The organism is Nostoc sp. MG11 (genome assembly GCF_014904695.1).
Classification (GTDB): Bacteria; Cyanobacteriota; Cyanobacteriia; order Cyanobacteriales; family Nostocaceae; genus Komarekiella.
In genome coordinates this window covers 286,843-305,376 of the sequence record NZ_JACXXN010000007.1, presented here as the reverse complement: position 1 = coordinate 305,376, position 18,534 = coordinate 286,843, and the positions used below count along the sequence as shown (strand labels likewise).

Genomic DNA, 18,534 nt, shown 5'->3' with positions numbered 1-18,534 from the left:
CGCGCTGTGTTGTCCCAGGAGGCGGTGAGGATGCGCTGCCCATCCGCGCTAAAACTGGCAGTTGTGACCCTACCCTCATGCCCCTGTAACTTGGCAATTTCCTTGCCCTGTAAGTCCCACAGCCGCGCTGTGTTGTCACTGGAGGCGGTGAGGATGCGCTGCCCATCCGCGCTAAAACTGGCAGTTATGACACTATCTTCATGCCCGGCCATTACTGTAAATCCCTGCACTTTATCCAAAATTGTCTGTAAAGCTAAAACTGGACTAGCCGCAGGGTAAGCTTCTAGTTTTCCCAGACTATGCTTGTCTATTAGACCTTTTAACTCTTTGCCATCCCGCATGGCTGCCAGCAAAGCCCCCAGTTGATTAAACTGAAAGCGGTTAATATTCGCTACTCCTGACCGTTCCAGTCGCGTAGCGTCTAGGGCAACTTGACGGTCTGCCTTTGTCTTTTTCAGGTTATCTTGAGCCTGTTTCACCTGTTCCTTTGCCTGTTGTTGTTCTGTTTTCGCAGTTTCTAAGCCCGCCAAAGCCTCTTGCTGTTGTTCTTTTGCTTGTTGCACCTCGTTTTGCGCCTTTTCTACTTGTCCTCGCGCCTGATTTTCCTTGTCTCTCGCTTGTGCTAGCTGTTGGTTTGTTGCAGCTAGTTGTTGCTTGGCAGTTTGCTGTTGCTTTTTTAAATTAGCCTCAGCATCAACTACCTTTTGATTAGCATTGACAATTCGCTGCTTTGCCGTTGCTAGTTCTTGCTCTTTCTGTCCTTTCTCGCTATCAATTTTCTTCAGGTGGTTTCTTGCCGAAACCAGTTGTTGATTACTTCCCCGCGCTAATACTCCTAACCCAACCGCAGCAATCACAGAAATGAACAACAACACCGAAGCAATTAAAACTCTCTGTCTGGCTTTTTTATTAGCTGCTGTTAAAATTTCTTGTTCTTTCTTGGCTAGCTCTAAATTTCTCTCAACTTCTAGTCTTTCCAACTCCTGGCTAGCAGCTAAAAACTGATAATCCAAATCACTCAAACTTTTACCCGCCGCCCATTCTTGAGCATCTTGCAAAGTCTGTCCCCGCAACAAGCGCGACTCATCTTGACACTCAGAAGCAACCCAAGCATTCAATGCACCGGAGTAAGGACGCAGCTTTGCTAAGATTTTCTCACTCCATTCCTTCTTAAACACCTCTGCGTAAATGCGGTTATAAATTCGCAGTTTCCCATCCCGCCTCACCATCAATCCTGTCAACCGCAATTCAGTTTGTTCGGGACTGTCATCAGCTACTATCTCTCCCTGGTGCAAAATCTGCTGATACAACCCCAACAATCGCCCAGTCCGCTGTTCCCCACTCCGCAAAATTCTGTCTCGAATCGTCTTCAAATGCTCAGGCTCATCCTGCGCCTCCCAATTTTCAATAATCCGCCTCCTAACCAAACCCTCCACCCACTCTTCTGCTCTCCCCTGCTCCCCTGCTCCCCTGCTCCCCTGCCCCTCAAGCACCAACTTACAAACCTTCTGCGTCAAAAACGGCTGTCCCCCCGTCCAGTCCAACACCGCTTGTATCAACTCTTGGGGATTACCCACCGCCGCCAATCCCCGCGCCAAGGGTTCTGCTTCATCAACTTGAAAGCCAGTCAAATCAATTGCCCGACCAATATTAAAAGGTGTCCGCCGTTTATCTTGAATCAAATCTGAGGGAGTAGAAACCCCAATCAAGGCAAAGGTAAGGCGATTATACTCAGGATGGTCTGCGCGTTGGTTGTAGCAATCGCGGATAACTGCGAAAAAGTCATCTAGGTTGAATGCGAGACTGAGGATACTGTCAATTTCATCAATAAAAATAACAATTTTCTCTGTAATTACGTTTAGCAGAACCGTTTCAATAAACTTGCTCAAACGCTGCACTGGTGAAAGCAAAACGTTATCAGCCCACCAAGTCTCTAAATCAAAGTCATTGTAAATATTAAAACTTCCCAATAGGGTATCAATCACCCCGGCATACCATTGCTCTGGGGTAATATCTGCGGTACCGATCGCGGTAATATCAACAGCAGCACAAGCAACTCCCTCTGTTTGCAACTGCTGCATCACCTGCACCCGCAAACTAGATTTCCCCATCTGCCGCGAATTGAGGACGTAACAAAACTCACCAGCTTTCAAGCCTTCATAGAGGTCATGGTCAGCTTGCCTTCTAACGTAAGTTGGCGCATCTTGGGGAAGACTACCCCCGACTTGATACTGGTACTGCGTCACGTCGCTTCGCTCCGAATTCAAAATTCAAAATTCAAAATTAATAATCCCCATAAAGTTAGCCAAGGGGATAACGCACCCTACGAAACTACAAACATTTAATTATTCACGCCCACTTACTTACGCAATAATTACGAATTACGAATTAAATGAGCTAGCCGCTTTAACACTTTGACGACAGTATGTAGGTCATCCCCACGATTAAGCGACAGTGTATAAGATAATGCATATCTCGGTGTACTATGATTCATCAACTTAATAAATTGAAATTCCCGACCATTGGTTACAAAACCATACGTAGGTTTATCATTACCAGGATTAGCGAACATATAAGTTAATGCTTGAGGAATTGCTACCTCCAAAGAGTATTCTGCTCGTTTCGCTTCAATTATGAGAACCCAAAATGGAGGATGAAACACCAAAATGTCAATGCGTCCTCGGATAATTGTGCCTTCGTCTTCAGAAGAGATTTTGACTTCTTGCTCAGAGGCAATGTAAAAAGGTGGTTGATAAAAACCTGCCAGACGCAATAGTGGAGATAGCACCACCATTTTGACTACAGGTTCTAAAATAGGATATTTCGATAGATGCAAATATTCTGCCTTGACTTCGTTGAGAGATTGCTTTTCCAAGTCACTCAACTCAGGTAAATCGTGCTGCCACTCTGAAAAAAACTGTTCGTCATCTGCAAGTTGTAGCCCAAAATTATCGATGAGTTCAGCTAAGGTAATATCTTTTCCTTGAATAACTTGAACCATTTGTCTGTACCTTTTAGTTGAATGGTACTCGAAGATAAAAATCCTTCATGTCTTCCTAATGTAATTTCTTAATTTTTAACCCCCAAGCGATGCCTGTCTTGGAAAGTTCTGATCGGAGGAAGCCTCCGCTCAGACTTTCCGCTGCGGCGGGTTACACCTACGCAAAAAATACTCACGATACAAATTACACCGAGGCACTACATCATTACCCTGAAACTTTACCAACCCCATACTGCGGAGTTTAAATGCCTCACTCGTTCCCACATCTACAGGACAGTTTGCACTCACCACTTGTTTAACCGCAGCTAGTAATTCTGTATCCATTTGCAAATTCAGCAAATGGCGGCGCAGATGGTCACTGTAAGGGCCTTCCTCAGTTGCAGCGACTTGCTCTAGCTTAGAGAGCGTCATTCTGCCACGGGCAATTTCATAAAGCGCCACCCGCACCAAATAAGGATGTCCATCCACCAGGGTCATCAATTCCTCAATTTGTGAATTAGACCAATTAAGTCCGTGACGCCTTACCAAGTCTTGTACCTGTATTTGGTTCAAGTCTTGCAACTCAATGGGCAAACCCACATTAAAAGGTGATTGATTGATATTAAGCGGGATATAAACCTCCTTAGAATGCACAATTACCAACCTGAGATTTTTCCAGACTGGCTCATTTTTTGAACGCTCATGCCAAGCTCGCAGCAACCCAAAAAAATCAGCAGCAATTATGGGATGTTTGAAAACCTCATCTACTTCATCTAAGCCCAAAGCAATGGGGTTATTAATCGCAGGTAATAAATACCGTTGAAAGTAATTTGTACACTTATTCTTACTACCTAAAACGCCCTTCCAATAGTCATCTAACTTATCTGGTATATTAAGTTCGTTGGTGATGCTAGCACAGAACCACTGCAAAAACTGATCTAAGTTACTCAGAAATTCTGCATCCGCTGACTGAAAGTTTAAAGAAGCAGTCAGATAGCCCTTTTGATTGGCGTGGTGAAGAATCCGCGACATGAGCGAAGTTTTGCCCATCTGCCGAGGAGCTTTGATCCGAATTAGGGCACCTGGTTGGAGAATAGTTTCGTAACAGTCTACCTCAATAGGCGATCGCTCGACATATAAGGCAGAGTCCAGAGGTACTTGTCCTTCTGGACTTTCTAGGAAAATTGCTGGTGTTGTTTGTGGAATAGTTTCGCTAGCAGAGCTACGAACTTTTGAATTTTTCTTACTTTTGAGCACTGGGGTCGAAGATTCTGGAATGCTTTCTAGGTCAATAGCAGTACAGCCAAACTCGTAAGCATCTTCATAGGATCTGTCAGCACCCAGTGCATCATAAAAGCCTACCGCAAACTTAATTGCTGCGCGATCGCCAATTGCCCGATTCATCCCAACCACATAGTTAATGTGTTGGTAAATTGCCTCAGCTTGCACTTCGCTATAACAAGCATTCAATAATACACACTCAACCTTGTCTTTAAATAACTTAAATAGCCTTGCCAGAGACTCTGTACTCACTAGCTGCATTTGCCCTGTATTATTCTCCAAGGCTAAACCTTGATTACCTCCACCATGTCCAGAAAAGTGGACAATCTGAGGATCGTGATCCAAAAGCGCACGCCGCAAATCATCAGGACGCACTGCCCATTTAGTAATAAGCTCAAACTTATCTCGGCTTCGAGAACGTTGCAATCCTTCCTGAATTTCCCTTACTTCTTCGTCCAAGCGTAGCTTATTTGTCGTCGTGGGATTAGCTGACACAATCAGGATTTTTTTCACACCGCTACCAACTATTGAATGCAGGCTTCTGGCTTAGATGTAGTTTACTACAGCAGATAACTAGACAATTACTGATAGCGCAGTTTCCTAATCTACTCTCTTTTTCTGTGGGGTGTAGTGTTTTTTTAAGATTCATAATTCTGGTTTGAAAATACCAGGAAGTGCAGGTTTGAGGGATTAGCATTGCAGGTTGCAGTTAGGGCTGAACTTCGCGCAGCCGACGCTCTAGAAAGCGGCGTTCGCTATCATTAGTAACCAGCACGAGCGCGAGCGTGTAGCTCTGTGCGGCTTCTTCCTCTTCTCCGATGCGGCGCAGCAGATCGGCACGTGCGGCGTGAAACAGATGGTAGCCATCAAGCTGGGGAGCAAGCCCATCGATAAGTCCGAGCGCCGTCTGAGGACTGTCTACCATTGAGATCGCCACTGCTCGGTTCAGCGACACAATCGGCGAGGGCTGCAACTGTTCGAGCAAATCGTAGAGGCGGACAATCTGCAACCAGTCCGTTTCTTGTGCTCGTGCCGCCTGACAATGTAGTGCCGCGATCGCTGCTTGCACTGCAAATGGACTAATCCCGCCGCGCAGCGCCTCTTCAACCAACGGCAACGCTTCGGCAATTTGCTGTCGGTTCCAGCGACGACGATCTTGATCTTCAAGCAGGACTAGATCGCCAGCCTCGTCAAGACGGGCATCGCGCCGCGAGTCGTGCAGCAACATGAGCGCAACCAGCGCAGTCACTTCCGCTGGCGGCTGTGGTGCCATCAACGTCCTCACGAGGCGACCCAGGCGGATGGCTTCTGTACAAAGGTCAGCTCTCATCATTGCCTCGCCCCTTGTCGCTGCATAGCCTTCGTTGAAAATGAGATAGATCACCGTCAGCACTGCCTCCACCCGCGCCGACAGATCGGTTATATCTGGCACTCTGTAAGGAATACCTGCGTCACGAATCTTGCGCTTAGCGCGTACAAGCCGTTGTGCCATCGTCGCCGTAGGCACGAGAAATGCCCGTGCGATCTCATCCGTCTCAAGTCCGCCTAACATTCGCAGCGTCAGAGCAACCTGAGCCTCGATCGCCAGTGCTGGGTGGCAGCAAGTAAAGATCAATCGTAGCTGATCGTCTGGAATTTCATCGCTGTCGTAGGTTGGCTCCTCGCTCGTTGGGATTAACCCCGATGCAGCGTACCATTCCAGTTTTTCCGTCAGCCGCGTCCGGCGTCGGAGGCGATCAATAGCTTTGTATCGGGCTGTTTTGATAATCCACGCACGGGGGAGATCAGGAACGCCCGTGGACTGCCACTGATTCACGGCGGCTGTAAAGGCTTCCTGGGCCGCCTCTTCAGCCACATCGAAATCTCCAACTAGCCGGATCAAAGTGGCGACAATCCGACCCCACTCCGCCCGATAAACAGAGGCGATCGCTTGGGTTACATCTGATTCTGCGTCTGAGACCATAACTGACAATCAAAAATTTTTGGCGAGGTGTCGATTTGAGCAATTGCCGTTCGACTTACTCACAAAGGGAAACAACGGAAATCAACCTCGATTTTACCTAATGATCAAAATTTTCTGACGAGGTGTCGATTTGAGCGATCGCCATTCGACTTACTCACAAAGGGAAATAAAGGAGGCAACCCAATGAAATATTTGCTGCTGATTTACCTGGAGGAAAATGCCTTGAGCGAAACCGAACGGGAAGACTGTTATCTGAAATCCGCCCAGCTAGCGCAGCAACTCAACTCGAACGGACAGTATCTAGCGACCGCCCCGCTGCACCCTGTCGCGACTGCAACCAGCGTCCGAGTGCGCGATGGAAAACCGCTTGTTACTGACGGCCCGTTTGCAGAAACGCGCGAACAATTGGGCGGGTTCTTCCTGATCGATGCCCAAGATCTCGATGCAGCGATCGCGATCGCCGCCCGGATTCCAGCAGTGCAAGTCGGTACCGTCGAAATTCGCCCCGTGATTGAAGTCGCAGGCTTGCCAGAGCGTTAGGGTCTAAACCTCAAACCACAAGGAGATATTTAAATGACAGCTAAAAATACGATAACACCCAAAGAAGCTCAGATTCGCCAACTGATTGCCGATCAACAAAGTGCTATTTGCACTAAGGATGTTAATCAGATCATTTCCCACTATGCCACCGAGGTCATCATCTTTGATGTAAAACCCCCGTTCCAAATCAAAGGCAAAGATGCTTTCCGTCAAATCTGGGAACAATGTTTGCCTTATTTCCCGGACTCTTTTGAGATAGAAACACGAGACCTCAACATCACAGTTAGCAACGACTTGGCGGTTGCACACTGGCTCTCGCACTTCACAGGAATGGAACCAGGCCATCCGGCAATGCAGACATGGATGCGGATTACCGCTGTCTGCCAGTGCCATCAAGGCGAATGGCAGATCCTACATGAACATATCTCTGTTCCATTTAATCCAGAAACCTCTCAAGCCGCATTCACGCCAGACCTATAGCCCAATCAACTGAGCCAACCCAAGGAGCGCACCATGAAAATCAATCCTTATCTCATGTTTAACGGCAACTGCGAGGCAGCGTTTAAGTTCTATGAACAATGTCTGGGCGGTAAAATCGTCATGATGCTCACTTACCGGGATGCACCCCCGGCAGAAGATATATCCGCCCAATGGCACGACAAAATCATGCATGTCTGCCTTGATCTAGGCGATCGCCTCTTGATGGGGTCTGACAGTCCGCCGGAACACTTTGAAACACCCCAGGGCTTTTACGTGCAAATCAGCGTTGACGAGCCAGCGGAGGCAGAACGCATCTTTCACGCCCTAGCAAAAAACGGAAAAGTGAAGATGCCGATCAATCAAACTTTCTGGTCTGTCCGCTTTGGCATGTTGGTTGATCAATTCGGCATTCCGTGGATGGTCAACTGCGAGAAAGCTGTTTGACCTGTTATTCCAGAAGGCGCTTACGAGCGTTTCTCCTAGACTCAAACCTGAGCGCCCTTTCGCCGATCCTTCACTGTGCAATGATTCAAAAGGATAACCCATGAGTACACAAATTTTCGTCAATCTGCCAGTCAAAAACCTCAATCAATCGATCAAGTTCTTTACTCAACTCGGCTTCGAGTTTAATCCTCAATTCACTGACGAAACTGCCACCTGCATGATTGTGTCCGAGGACATCTTCGTCATGCTCTTGACGCATGAGAAGTTTAAGACGTTTACTCCCAAAGAAATTTGTGATGCTACAAAAACCACAGAAGTGCTTGTATGTTTGTCTTCTGATAGCCGAGCACAAGTCGATGAAATGGTTCGCAAGGCAGTCGCCGCTGGTGGAACAACTTACAATGAACCGCAAGACCACGGTTTTATGTACGGACATGGATTTGCTGACTTAGACGGCCATATATGGGAAATTATATATATGGAGCCAAGCGCGATCAACCAAGGTTAAAAATGCGATCGCCACAATGTGTTGGGCGCTAATCAGTAAGAGGCTTTATGGAAGTTGACTACTCGCTTTTTTCATTGAAGCTTTTGGCAGCACTGGGCTGCGGGCTGATGGCTGGAGTTTTCTTCGCCTTCTCGACCTTCGTGATGAACGCCCTTGCGCGACTCCAGCCGACGCAGGGCATTACTGCCATGCAATCCATTAATATTGCGGCAATCAATCCGTTGTTTATGACGGTGCTATTCGGAACGGCTGCGGCTTGCATTCTTCTGGTCATCTTCTCACTGTTAAGGTGGCATCAACCCGGTGCTGCCTACTTGCTCATCGGCGGCCTGCTCTATCTCATTGGCACATTAGGTGTGACAATCATGTTCAATGTGCCACTCAACGATGCTTTGGCGAAAGTCGAGCCGGATAGCACTATCGGTCAAAATTTATGGTCTAGCTACCTTGCCAACTGGACAATCTGGAATCACATCCGAGCAGCAGCGGCGCTTACGGCAGCCGCATCGTTCACCATCGCGCTCTGCTATCGAGCAGTGCAATCATAATGTTGTTTGTAAACGCTCATCATGTACCAATAAGCGATCGCTTATCTAGTCCACAGCTATTAGGATGCTCATAAAAACCACGTTCAAAAGTTCATGACTAAGTACCAGGCTCGGTCATCCACTGGACAAGTTGGATGACAACACCATTCGGATCGGTTACTTGAAAGAACCGTTCACCCCAGGGTTCAGTTTCGATCGCAGTTGTAATCGTCACTCCTTCGGCTTGCAATCGTGTGTATTCGCGATCGATATTGTCTACCACAAAGGCAATGAGCAAACCATCTGCTCGATGTCCGCGCATGTGGGTCGGCTTAAAAGTTTCTAGTCCAGTTTGGAGAAAGATCAAGTTGAACCCAGCGTCCTGTCGGGAGAGCGACACAAAGCCATCGGCTGACATGTCTTCGTTGAAGCCGAAATGTTGTTTGACGAATGTAGCGGATGCTGTGACATCATCGACGTTGAGCGAAATCGCTGAAGCAGTAATCTGCATTTTTTCTCCTCAAAACACTAGCTTTCTAACGAATCAGGTCTCTTAATGATGGCGCATCAATCTTAATATCCGATTTTTTCTGAGCAATTTGAGTCTAAGCCGATACCTTGGCATTTTTTCGCTTCCAGCATTTGCCTAACCGCACCACCAGGCTGGGAAATCATCAAAGTTGTCCCCACCGCAGTCAGCGTAATAATAGTGGCTAGCCCCAGCATAGTATTTCGTTGTCTACGTTTTATTGCAGTGACTAAATTATCGACACCAGTACCAGCACCAAGAACCTGAATTGGCTTCAGTGCTTCCAAAGCAACAGATGCATTAGCATAGCGACGTTTCTGATTAGGTTCCACCATTTTCATCAACCACGACTCAAAACGCGGACTGATGTGGGGAATTAATTGCTGGAAATTAAAACGATAGTTATCATCAATCAATTTCCCAATATCAACAGAACGGGTATTAGTAAGTAAACAAATTAGCATTGCCCCTAAACTATACAAGTCTGACGCCTGAGTGAGGGCATGACCAAACTGTTCTTCTGGTGGCATGAAACCTGGTGTTCCTGCTACAAAGCTACTAAGAACCATTTTTGCACCCTCTACCCTAGCCAATCCAAAATCAACTAGGTAAGCATTCAGTTGCTCATCAACTAAAATATTCTCTGGTTTAATATCTCGATGGATGATTGGGTTAACTTGCTTTTGCAGATAAACCAAAATTTCTAAGATTGAAATAGCTATTTGCTTGATTTCTTCAGGATGAAAGCTACGTTTTAATCCTAAAGATGGAGCGTTTTTATACTCCTGCACCATATAAAAAATTCCTGATGTTTCAACGGAATCTAGATAGCGAGGAATACGGGAATGATTCAGTTTCTTGAGGATTTCAATTTCCCGCTCGTAAGCTTTCACACCTGACAAGTCAGTACCCGCACTAGTAAACTGGAACTCTTTAATTACCACCTGGTGATTACAGTTGAGGGCGTTAGCCAAGTAAGTAATGCGTCCTCCTTCACGATTACGTCCTAGTTCACGAATCACTTGATAGCCTAGCTGAGAAAAATTTGGATGGTGACTTGAGGGAATTACCCCTTTATATTCATTACGCAGATCAAGCTCCATTACACACACCACATGAGTTTGATTTTGTCAAGGTGCAATTAGAAAATAAGAGGTACTCACCCAAATTGTTAGCCGTACTTTTACACTGCCTGCACCAAGGCGCATGGTTCAAGTTTCTTCTTGATGTGCGTCTAGTAGTTTGCCAAAGGAACCTTGGCGAGTAGGGAAAGGAAAAAGGTTTATTTCGCTTATCTCTTTAACCCTTTCCTAATCTTCACGCCTCAATGTTTGCGTAGTGAACTACTAGGCGGGAAGTTATGGCCTTTGTGCTAGCCAAGCGACAATCTGGGCATTTACAACATCTGGAACTTCATCGTGGGGACAATGACCGGCGTTGGAAATGGGAACAATTTTGATTTCTTTGCCATTTTTAGACGCCTCCTCGTAAATCTTTGCCCCGGTAATCGGTGTCCAAGGATCATCAGCACCCCAAATTACTAATAGGGGACGTTCGACTTTGGGCAATAGTTCCACTGGACTTGGGCCAGGAGGTGCTGTGAGAATAGAGGCGAAAACTTGTTGCGCTCCGGGATCACAAGCGGGAGTATAAAGTAAATCAACTAGTTCATCAGTAACGGCTGCGCGATCGCGGTAAACTTGGTAAAGAGTACGGCGAATTTGGGCTTTTTGACGGATGCGGTTAAAGACGAATTTGCCTGTAAGAGGCGATCGCACAAACCTGTTAAAAGCTCCCATAACAATACGTAGCGGGGGATTCAATTCGTGGGGACGATGACTCAACCCACCCGCAACGTTAATTAAAACACCACCAGCAGCAATTTCTGGATGTTCTACCAGCACTATCAAGCTCAAAAGTGCGCCGATGGAGTTACCAATAAATACAGTCGGTTCTTGAATGTGTGCCGTCCAAAAATCTTTCAGCAGTTCTACCCAAACCTCTACGCTGTAATTAATTGGCGCTTTCTCAGAACCACCAAAACCCAAAAGGTCTATGGCAAAAACCCGGTAGCCAGCATTTGCTAAAACAGAAATGTTTTTGCGCCAGTGTCCAATGGAAGCACCAAAGCCGTGAACCAGTACTAGAGGGCGTCCTGTACCCATGACGGTATACTGAATTTTATAGCCCTGCCAAGTCCAAAAGAATTTTTCAAAAGCATCTTGTATTGCTGTCTGCTGTGTGGTTGTAGTCATTATTAAGATTAATAAAGTCTTTCTTAAATATAGTAATGTTCTCTGACCTAAAAGAACTCTGATTAAAATGGTATTTTTAAACTAGTCCCAGTTGAGTTGAGGTCTTTGCCTTATGACCCTTTCTACCAACCAACTCAAGACCGAGATTATCTACCCCGACTCTGATGGTACACCGATGGCGGAGAGCGATCCAGCACGGGATTATCTAATTTATGGTGTAGAGTCCCTAAACATTTATTTTCAAGACCGAGATGATGTCTACGTATCGGGAAACCTGTTTATTTACTACAAAAAGGGTATTCCTAGTGCTGTCGTAGCTCCCGATGTCTTTGTGGTATATGGAGTAGAAAAAAAGAAGCGCCTCAGCTACAAGGTTTGGCAAGAAGCGGGTAAAGTCCCCAGTTTTGTTTTAGAAGTAACTTCTTTAACCACCCAAGAGAACGACGAAGAGGATAAACCCAAAAAATACGCACTCTTAGGTGTGCAAGAGTACTTTCAGTATGACCCAACTGGAGATTACCTTAATCCACAACTGAAGGGTTCTAGTTTAGTTGAGGGTAGATATCAATCCATTGCAGCGAAGCTTTTACCTGATGGAGTTACTTCAATTCACAGTGAAGTATTGGGTTTAGACCTCAGACTGATTGACGGAGAATTGCGGTTTTTTGAACCCCAAACTGAGAAAAAACTCTTAAGTCACAAAGAAACGGAAAAAGCTCGACAGGAAGCAGAACAAGCTCGACAGGAAGCAGAACAAGCCCGACAGGAAGCAGAACAAGCCCGACGAGATGCAATACCTCGATTATTAGAGTTGGGCTTAAACATGGATCAGGTTGCAAGTTCTCTTAGTTTACCTGTAGATGAGGTGAGACGCTTTATTCAAGAGTGATAGTAAATATTTTTGTAGGCAAAACTTATTAAAGGATTAAAAACAGGCGATGTCTGTAATTAGTATAAGTTTTTATTAGAAACTCAATATCATCCTCATTGTGCCAACCAAAATATCACCATTCGCATCATTATGATTAGAATTTATAATATAAATTGCACCTGGTATTAGCTTAATATTGTTATTTAACGGATACTCATAAAAAGCTTCAAAGTGTAATCCTGTTCCTTTGTCTTCTCGTGCTGCGATCGCATTATGAATGACTTTTGGTGGCATTCCAAAGCCTAAGCCACCAATAGCACTTTTTTTAAATAAATCAGGAAAAGCTAGGTTAACAGCGTAGTTAATAATGTCAGCATCACCCTTGACGCCATCCACTCGTTCAGCATTAGTATATCCAAACCACCCGCTCACAGCAAGCTGAGGAAGCATTTTCCACGAAGCGCCAACAGCATAAGAATTAGAAACGAGTGGCACACCTAAGCCAAAGGGTAGGTTTGAGAAAGTACTACCTGTTCGATGCGCTAAATCACCGTTATCAGAATAGTTGCGTACATACAACAACCCTAGTTCAGCGTTTGAAAATGGCTTATAAGAAAGCTGCACTAACCCACTATAAGTCCCATTAAATAAACCAGCAGCACCAGTAGCAATGTCGGCATTTTGTGCTAGATAACCTAAGTCTAATCTGAGAGATTCATTAAATCTATAAACAGACGCAAACCCGCTACCTGTAGTATTCCCAATGCGGTATATAGGATTACGTTCTAAAAAGCGTGAAGGAGAACCTTTTGCACCTCCAAAACTAGCAAAATAGGGATTAAGTACTGTGGCATAGTAATGATGAGAAGCAGCGTTCGCGTAAAGATAAATTTGCCAATTTTCGCCTGCTGGAAACTGATATTCTAATAAATTTAGAAAAAAGTTATTATTTGTATTTCCAACTTCAAAAGATTGTCGTGTCATATTCGTGTCAGTGACACCATTGAAATTTGGTACTCGATTTGAAGATTGTAAACGTACTAGCAGTCTATCTCTGCCTGTAAAGCTAGTAAGTAAATTAATTCGAGCGCGATAGTTAAATGCTAAATTAGAATCAATTGTGGTATTTGGGTTGTTATCAGCACTATCCCCTATGGCATCACTAGCGGCAAGAACCACAGAAACATTTAATTGAGTTGTAGTTGAAAATTGATTTGCTGTTATTTCTGCACTTTGTGCTTCTAAATTATCTAACCGATTTTGTAGAGTAATTAATTCGACAGCAAACTCATCTTTTAAACGTTGGATGGTAGAAAGTTCAACAGAAGTAAGTGGAGTAGCTTGTTCTACCAGTTGATTAACTTCGTCTAAGCAAGCGTTCAGTGCAGCAGCAAATTCGTAACGCGTGAACTGATGGTGAACTGGATAAGCGTTATCAGAATATCCAGCAGTACAACCATACCTTTTAATTAAGGATTGCAACTCTTGAAATGCCCAATCGCTAGGTTGTACATCTGAAAGTTGGGAAACAGAGGTAGTTTGAAGTTCTGGTTGTTCCTCAAGCTTTAGTTGTGTAAATGTTTTCTGTTGTTGGACTTCCGACGCTAGAACAGTATTTGAGAAAACTATGATAAAGCTAAAAATTGCCGTGCAATTAGACAGTAATTTTCTCGGCAATAGAGCCATTTTTTCGTTTCACTCATCACAACTATTTTCCCAACTTAGTTTAAATCACAAATCTATTTATAGCAATCCTTGAAAGCTTAAATTCCCGACTTCTCTAAAAAGTCGGGAATTTGGTTGTTGGTTGTTCAGTAAAAACGAATTTTTATCTCTTTTAAGTAGGTATATCTATTCCTTTAGTAAGATGTGAATGCTCATTGAGCATACTAGATTATATTGCGTAATACATGTAAAGAAACTTTTACGGTTAGCATAAAAAGTGTATTTTGCTATGTATTTACATTTCTAAAATATTGTAATTCTGCCCAGTCTTTTCACTTCAAAAAATTAAAGGAAAGATGCAGTGAAAGCAAGAAGTTTATTTATTGGTTGTGCTTTATTAATGAGTATGACCCTTCCTAGCAGTGCTCAAAAACCCCAGCAACAGAGAATAGAACGCGTTGAAGGCTACTTGGCAACGCCTGAGCGTTTGGAATTTAAAGAATCCCTCTTACAACAACTTAAGATGCCTGCGGGATTTAGCATTAACGTGTTTGCTAAAGACTTAGGCAACCCTCGGAAGTTGGCAGTTGGTAGTGATGGTACTGTCTACGTTACTCGCCGCGAACAAGGTGATATATTGGCACTGCGCGATCGCAACAATGATGGACGTGTTGATAACATACAGACCGTTGCATCGGGTCATAAGTATGTTAACGGTATTACAATTCGCCAAAATCGTCTTTATTTTGTCACAGACAGACAACTATACGCCGCAGACATAGGAAAAGACGGGAATCTAGGCAAACCACAGGTTTTGATTGATGATTTACCTGATGCGGGACAACACCCAAATCGAACCATCGCTTTTGGCCCTGATGGGATGCTTTATATTAGTGTGGGCAGTACTTGTAATGCTTGTGACGAAACAAATGATGAAAGTGCTACCCTACTACGGGCACAACCTGACGGTAGCAAGCGGACGATTTATGCTCAGGGTTTACGCAACACCATCGGTTTTGCTTGGCACCCCGAAACTAAAGAATTGTGGGGTTTAGATCATGGTTCAGACTGGCGCGGTAATGATCAACCACCAGAAGAATTAAATCGAATTGTACAGGGTGCAGATTACGGCTGGCCATTTTGTTGGGGCGATCGCCGTCCAGATGTATATTTATCATCAGACCCACAAGGTAAAACTAAGGAGGAATACTGCGCTAAAACACAACCGCCAGCGCTAACTTATACAGCACACAGTGCGCCATTGGATTTTGTTTTTTATACTGCATCTCAGTTTCCGCAAGAATACCGTAACGACGCTTTTGTAACTATGCGCGGCTCGTGGAATCGCAAACCTCCCGCAGGTTACAAAATAGTGCGGATACGTTATCAAAATGGTAAACCAGCGGCATTTGAGGACTTCATCACAGGATTTTTGAACCCTCAAGCAACGGCACAATTTGGCCGACCTGTGGGTCTTGCAGTTTTATCCAACGGTTCGCTGTTGTTCACAGATGATACCAACGGTGTAATTTACAGAGTATCGTACGCTGCTCCTGGCAAGTAATAGTTACCCCAGCACTAGATAAGAGAAGAGTTAGCCAATGCCCTATGCCCCAAGCGGCGGGGTAGGTTTCCGACAACACCCACAAGAGAATGAGGTTTCCCGTCGCTTTCGATAAATGTGGGTGCTAACCTCGATACCCACAAGAAAGCCGACACGGTTGATAATGAAGGTAGGCGTTATCTTCACAAAAGTTATGTTTTTAACTTGGCTAGACAGCAACTCTTGGTTACTGGAAATCGGTAGTAAACGGATATTAATTGACCCTTGGCTGGTTGGTTCGTTAATTTTCAGCAACTTAGATTGGTTATTTAAAGGCTCTCGACCTCAAGAACGCCCAATACCAGAGAATATTGATCTGATTCTGCTGTCTCAAGGCTTGGAAGACCATACTCATCCACCAACGCTCAAGCAGCTCGACCATACCATCAAGGTTGTAGCTTCTCCCAATGCTGCTAAGGTAGTGAAGCAATTAGGCTACACACAGATAACGACTCTCGCTCATGGTGAAAGTTTCATTTTAGATGAGCAAGTTGAAATTAAGGCTACTCTTGGATCTCCCATTGGCCCCACTTTAGTAGAAAATGGTTATCTGCTCAAAGAGTTGGAGAGTGGTTTAACAGTTTATTACGAACCTCACGGCTATCATTCTCCACAAGTTAAGCAAGCTGCACCAGTGGATGTGGTGATTACGCCGTTTGTTGATATGACGCTGCCTTTACTTGGGCCGATTATTCAAGGAAAGAATAGTATCTTAGAAGTGGCAAAATCATTACAACCTCAACTAATCCTACCTACTGCGGCTGGTGGAGATGTAATTTTTGAGGGATTGCTGATGAAACTTGTTCAGACTAAAGGAAGTGCTGAGGAACTTCGTACGTTACTAGAGAAAAACAATCTGGCGACGCGGGTGATGGAACCTACACCAGGCGATCGCATAGAACTACCATTAGAGAAGCGAGCATTAGCAATCTGAATTTTAGAGTAGATTTTTTGTAGCTTCAACTTCCAACATGACCATAGAAATATGAGCAAGATTCTCACTATCTAATGGGTAATTCTCAAGGTAGATATCAGCTATCTCGTCAATAATTTCTTCATGTAAATTTTGCGGGATTCTCCAAAGAAAATTAGAATTCCCGATTGTTCTAATTGATCCCTTTAATCCTGCTTTCCCTTCAAAAACCATATCTTTTTGGACTAGCTCTACACGTTTTGCTTCTAAGCCAACGTGTTTGAGGAAATCTTGATATTCATCATCGCTATAAAAGCAAGTTTTAAAAGTAAAGTCTTGAAAATAATTTCTCCATTTATGATTATAAATTACTTTGGTTGTAGCATCATTAATCGGTGCAGCGTGATTTTTTCCGCCAAACTGAAGTATGGCTTTACCAGATGCTTTTAGGCTTATTTTAATACCTTCTAAAACGGGGAGATGATCTGTAATCCAGTGAAGACAGGCAAAGGAAACAATAATATCAAATTCGTTTTCAAAATCTAGCTGTCTTGCATCTTTGTGTTGGAAATTCAGATTAGGGAAATCACTAATAGGAAAATTTTGCTGAGCAAAGTTAATCATATCTTCAGAACTGTCAATACCAAGAACCGAACCATTTGGTACTAAGTTGGCAATAAGAGCAGTAATTTTTCCATCTCCACAGCCAATATCCAAAATTCTTTCATTTTTGGTTAATTTCAGGTTGGCTATTAACTCCTGTGCCCATCTCTGTTGATTGGTAGAGTTTTTGTGATAATCCTTTGCATTGCAAGTAGACATAATATTCTCCTAATTTAGGAGCGTGGATACTAAATCAATTAGTCAAAGTTTACAGCAAGATACTAAAGTTGAATTCCCATTTCAAACTTGATTTTTATTCAGATTGTCTTGCATATAAATGTCTCTAATTGGGAAGGGAATTTGAATTCCTTCTTGCTGATAGCGTTTGTGCAACTTTTTAATAAATATATGTTTACCAATACGCTGATCGAAGTATTCATTTACCCGCATGTAAATCCGAAAATCTATACTAAAATCACCAAAAGTGTGGAATCTAATATGCGGTTCATTTAGCATTAATTGGGGTGCAATTTCTTGCATGACCTCTTTGGCAACTTCTACAGTCACTCTTTCAACTTGTTCCAAGTCGCTATCATAACTGACGCCTACATCCATTGTTAAAGTAATTTCTTTAACTGGTAAATGATAGTTTGTAAAAATTGCTGAAGCTAGTTTAGAGTTTGGGACAATGATGACGTTATTTGAAATTTCTTTGATTGTTGTATTTCGCCATGTAATATCTGTAACGTAACCTTCATGCCCACCATCTAGTTTTACATAATCTCCAGTTCTAACTTGTTTGGAAATAATTAAGTAAAAACCAGAAAATAAATTTGCTAGTGTATCTTGAAGTGCTAAACCAACTGCTAGACCACCAATACCTAAAGTTGTGACTATTGGCGTAATTTGAACGCCCACAGTTTGCAATAAAATTAATGTTCCTAAAATTAAAACAACAATCTTAGCAAGATTAGAAATTAACGATGTGGGAACCCCTTCTGCTCTCCGAATAAATAAATTAACAAAACCAGCAGTCAATCTCGCTAAGAATAATGTCACTGAATATAGTAATGCGATCGTTAAAATCTTCTGCATTACGATCGCAATATCTGGCTTGAGAGGAGAACTCAGAATTGCCCAGAAAAAACCGCCAAGGACAAACCAAATAAAGGTCATGCGGTGCAAGGAATGAAATATAATTTCACCCCCGGCAATTCTTTTATTAGCAACAAACTTTTGTAGTTTCTTGAAGATAACTTTTTCGCCAATTATTCCAGCTAATAAACCAGCTAGAATAAATGCAATCGGCGCAATCCATTGCATCATATCAATTTAAAAATTAAGGTTTTCGATTCAGTAAATCAGCTTTTTT

At 43.7% G+C, this 18,534-nt stretch carries 18 protein-coding genes; 8 read left to right on the top strand and 10 right to left on the bottom strand.

The features are described 5' to 3' along the window. The 4 genes from HCR01_RS13920 to HCR01_RS13905 all read right to left on the bottom strand — a co-directional run. A partial coding sequence (locus HCR01_RS13920) for an AAA-like domain-containing protein (protein ID WP_193196740.1) occupies nt 1-2,246 on the bottom strand: 2,246 nt, incomplete at its 3' end. A gap of 128 nt (nt 2,247-2,374) precedes the next feature. After that, complete coding sequence (locus HCR01_RS13915) at nt 2,375-3,001, bottom strand: type I restriction endonuclease (RefSeq protein WP_193196739.1); 627 nt, start codon at nt 2,999-3,001, stop codon at nt 2,375-2,377. A 129-nt stretch (nt 3,002-3,130) separates the two neighbouring features. After that, the gene (locus HCR01_RS13910) at nt 3,131-4,774 is read right to left on the bottom strand and encodes an AAA-like domain-containing protein (RefSeq protein ID WP_193196738.1); all 1,644 of its coding nucleotides are present in this window, start codon (nt 4,772-4,774) and stop codon (nt 3,131-3,133) included. Nucleotides 4,775-4,970: 196 nt separating this feature from the next. Beyond that, a complete protein-coding gene (locus tag HCR01_RS13905) occupies nt 4,971-6,224 on the bottom strand; it encodes an RNA polymerase sigma factor (protein WP_193196737.1) in 1,254 nt (417 codons plus the stop codon). A gap of 183 nt (nt 6,225-6,407) precedes the next feature. Between HCR01_RS13905 and HCR01_RS13900 the strand changes: the two genes are divergently transcribed. The 5 genes from HCR01_RS13900 (at nt 6,408) to HCR01_RS13880 (ending at nt 8,744) form a co-directional block, all read left to right on the top strand. Beyond that, complete coding sequence (locus HCR01_RS13900) at nt 6,408-6,764, top strand: YciI family protein (protein ID WP_193196736.1); 357 nt, start codon at nt 6,408-6,410, stop codon at nt 6,762-6,764. 33 nt (nt 6,765-6,797) lie between these two features. After that, nucleotides 6,798-7,244: a YybH family protein gene (locus HCR01_RS13895; protein ID WP_193196735.1), complete on the top strand. Its 447-nt coding sequence runs from the start codon at nt 6,798-6,800 to the stop codon at nt 7,242-7,244. A 33-nt stretch (nt 7,245-7,277) separates the two neighbouring features. Beyond that, nucleotides 7,278-7,688, top strand: coding sequence for a VOC family protein (locus HCR01_RS13890; RefSeq protein WP_193196734.1), 411 nt, complete (start codon nt 7,278-7,280; stop codon nt 7,686-7,688). Nucleotides 7,689-7,788: 100 nt separating this feature from the next. Then, nucleotides 7,789-8,196: a VOC family protein gene (locus tag HCR01_RS40775; RefSeq protein ID WP_193196733.1), complete on the top strand. Its 408-nt coding sequence runs from the start codon at nt 7,789-7,791 to the stop codon at nt 8,194-8,196. Nucleotides 8,197-8,243: 47 nt separating this feature from the next. Next, nucleotides 8,244-8,744 carry a DUF1772 domain-containing protein gene (locus HCR01_RS13880; protein ID WP_226889312.1) on the top strand — a complete coding sequence of 167 codons (501 nt, stop codon included), beginning with the start codon at nt 8,244-8,246 and terminating at the stop codon, nt 8,742-8,744. A gap of 97 nt (nt 8,745-8,841) precedes the next feature. Here the strand turns inward: HCR01_RS13880 and HCR01_RS13875 are convergent, their stop codons facing one another. From HCR01_RS13875 to HCR01_RS13865, 3 genes are all read right to left on the bottom strand, one after another. Next, the gene (locus HCR01_RS13875; RefSeq protein ID WP_193196732.1) at nt 8,842-9,234 is read right to left on the bottom strand and encodes a VOC family protein; all 393 of its coding nucleotides are present in this window, start codon (nt 9,232-9,234) and stop codon (nt 8,842-8,844) included. Nucleotides 9,235-9,296: 62 nt separating this feature from the next. Continuing rightward, nucleotides 9,297-10,355: a serine/threonine protein kinase gene (locus HCR01_RS13870; protein WP_193196731.1), complete on the bottom strand. Its 1,059-nt coding sequence runs from the start codon at nt 10,353-10,355 to the stop codon at nt 9,297-9,299. A 255-nt stretch (nt 10,356-10,610) separates the two neighbouring features. Continuing rightward, a complete protein-coding gene (locus tag HCR01_RS13865) occupies nt 10,611-11,507 on the bottom strand; it encodes an alpha/beta fold hydrolase (protein ID WP_193196730.1) in 897 nt (298 codons plus the stop codon). A gap of 112 nt (nt 11,508-11,619) precedes the next feature. Here HCR01_RS13865 and HCR01_RS13860 point away from each other — a divergent pair, with 112 nt between their 5' ends. Further along, nucleotides 11,620-12,396: a Uma2 family endonuclease gene (locus tag HCR01_RS13860; RefSeq protein ID WP_193196729.1), complete on the top strand. Its 777-nt coding sequence runs from the start codon at nt 11,620-11,622 to the stop codon at nt 12,394-12,396. Nucleotides 12,397-12,471: 75 nt separating this feature from the next. Here HCR01_RS13860 and HCR01_RS13855 read toward each other — a convergent pair whose 3' ends face one another. Then, nucleotides 12,472-14,064, bottom strand: coding sequence for an iron uptake porin (locus tag HCR01_RS13855; protein ID WP_193196728.1), 1,593 nt, complete (start codon nt 14,062-14,064; stop codon nt 12,472-12,474). Between the two features lie 340 nt (nt 14,065-14,404). On the opposite strand from HCR01_RS13855, the gene HCR01_RS13850 reads away from it, so the two are divergent. Continuing rightward, nucleotides 14,405-15,607 carry a PQQ-dependent sugar dehydrogenase gene (locus tag HCR01_RS13850; protein WP_320073113.1) on the top strand — a complete coding sequence of 401 codons (1,203 nt, stop codon included), beginning with the start codon at nt 14,405-14,407 and terminating at the stop codon, nt 15,605-15,607. Between the two features lie 193 nt (nt 15,608-15,800). Next, a complete protein-coding gene (locus HCR01_RS13845; protein WP_193196765.1) occupies nt 15,801-16,580 on the top strand; it encodes an MBL fold metallo-hydrolase in 780 nt (259 codons plus the stop codon). Nucleotides 16,581-16,583: 3 nt separating this feature from the next. Here the strand turns inward: HCR01_RS13845 and HCR01_RS13840 are convergent, their stop codons facing one another. Both HCR01_RS13840 and HCR01_RS13835 read right to left on the bottom strand, forming a co-directional pair. After that, entirely contained in the window at nt 16,584-17,381 is a 798-nt protein-coding gene (locus HCR01_RS13840) for a class I SAM-dependent methyltransferase (protein ID WP_193196727.1), read from the bottom strand. A gap of 81 nt (nt 17,382-17,462) precedes the next feature. Then, nucleotides 17,463-18,488 (bottom strand): mechanosensitive ion channel family protein, encoded by a 1,026-nt coding sequence (locus HCR01_RS13835; protein WP_193196726.1) that lies wholly within the window; start codon nt 18,486-18,488, stop codon nt 17,463-17,465. Nucleotides 18,489-18,534: the final 46 nt, after the last annotated feature.

What these genes read in the sequence shown, in the direction of transcription:
- HCR01_RS13915 (WP_193196739.1), bottom strand. Translation starts at nt 3,001, where the DNA reads ATGGTTCAAGTTATTCAAGGAAAAGATATTACCTTAGCTGAACTCATC.
- HCR01_RS13905 (WP_193196737.1), bottom strand. Translation starts at nt 6,224, where the DNA reads ATGGTCTCAGACGCAGAATCAGATGTAACCCAAGCGATCGCCTCTGTT.
- HCR01_RS13900 (WP_193196736.1), top strand. Translation starts at nt 6,408, where the DNA reads ATGAAATATTTGCTGCTGATTTACCTGGAGGAAAATGCCTTGAGCGAA.
- HCR01_RS13895 (WP_193196735.1), top strand. Translation starts at nt 6,798, where the DNA reads ATGACAGCTAAAAATACGATAACACCCAAAGAAGCTCAGATTCGCCAA.
- HCR01_RS13890 (WP_193196734.1), top strand. Translation starts at nt 7,278, where the DNA reads ATGAAAATCAATCCTTATCTCATGTTTAACGGCAACTGCGAGGCAGCG.
- HCR01_RS40775 (WP_193196733.1), top strand. Translation starts at nt 7,789, where the DNA reads ATGAGTACACAAATTTTCGTCAATCTGCCAGTCAAAAACCTCAATCAA.
- HCR01_RS13880 (WP_226889312.1), top strand. Translation starts at nt 8,244, where the DNA reads ATGGAAGTTGACTACTCGCTTTTTTCATTGAAGCTTTTGGCAGCACTG.
- HCR01_RS13875 (WP_193196732.1), bottom strand. Translation starts at nt 9,234, where the DNA reads ATGCAGATTACTGCTTCAGCGATTTCGCTCAACGTCGATGATGTCACA.
- HCR01_RS13870 (WP_193196731.1), bottom strand. Translation starts at nt 10,355, where the DNA reads ATGGAGCTTGATCTGCGTAATGAATATAAAGGGGTAATTCCCTCAAGT.
- HCR01_RS13865 (WP_193196730.1), bottom strand. Translation starts at nt 11,507, where the DNA reads ATGACTACAACCACACAGCAGACAGCAATACAAGATGCTTTTGAAAAA.
- HCR01_RS13860 (WP_193196729.1), top strand. Translation starts at nt 11,620, where the DNA reads ATGACCCTTTCTACCAACCAACTCAAGACCGAGATTATCTACCCCGAC.
- HCR01_RS13855 (WP_193196728.1), bottom strand. Translation starts at nt 14,064, where the DNA reads ATGGCTCTATTGCCGAGAAAATTACTGTCTAATTGCACGGCAATTTTT.
- HCR01_RS13845 (WP_193196765.1), top strand. Translation starts at nt 15,801, where the DNA reads ATGTTTTTAACTTGGCTAGACAGCAACTCTTGGTTACTGGAAATCGGT.
- HCR01_RS13840 (WP_193196727.1), bottom strand. Translation starts at nt 17,381, where the DNA reads ATGTCTACTTGCAATGCAAAGGATTATCACAAAAACTCTACCAATCAA.
- HCR01_RS13835 (WP_193196726.1), bottom strand. Translation starts at nt 18,488, where the DNA reads ATGATGCAATGGATTGCGCCGATTGCATTTATTCTAGCTGGTTTATTA.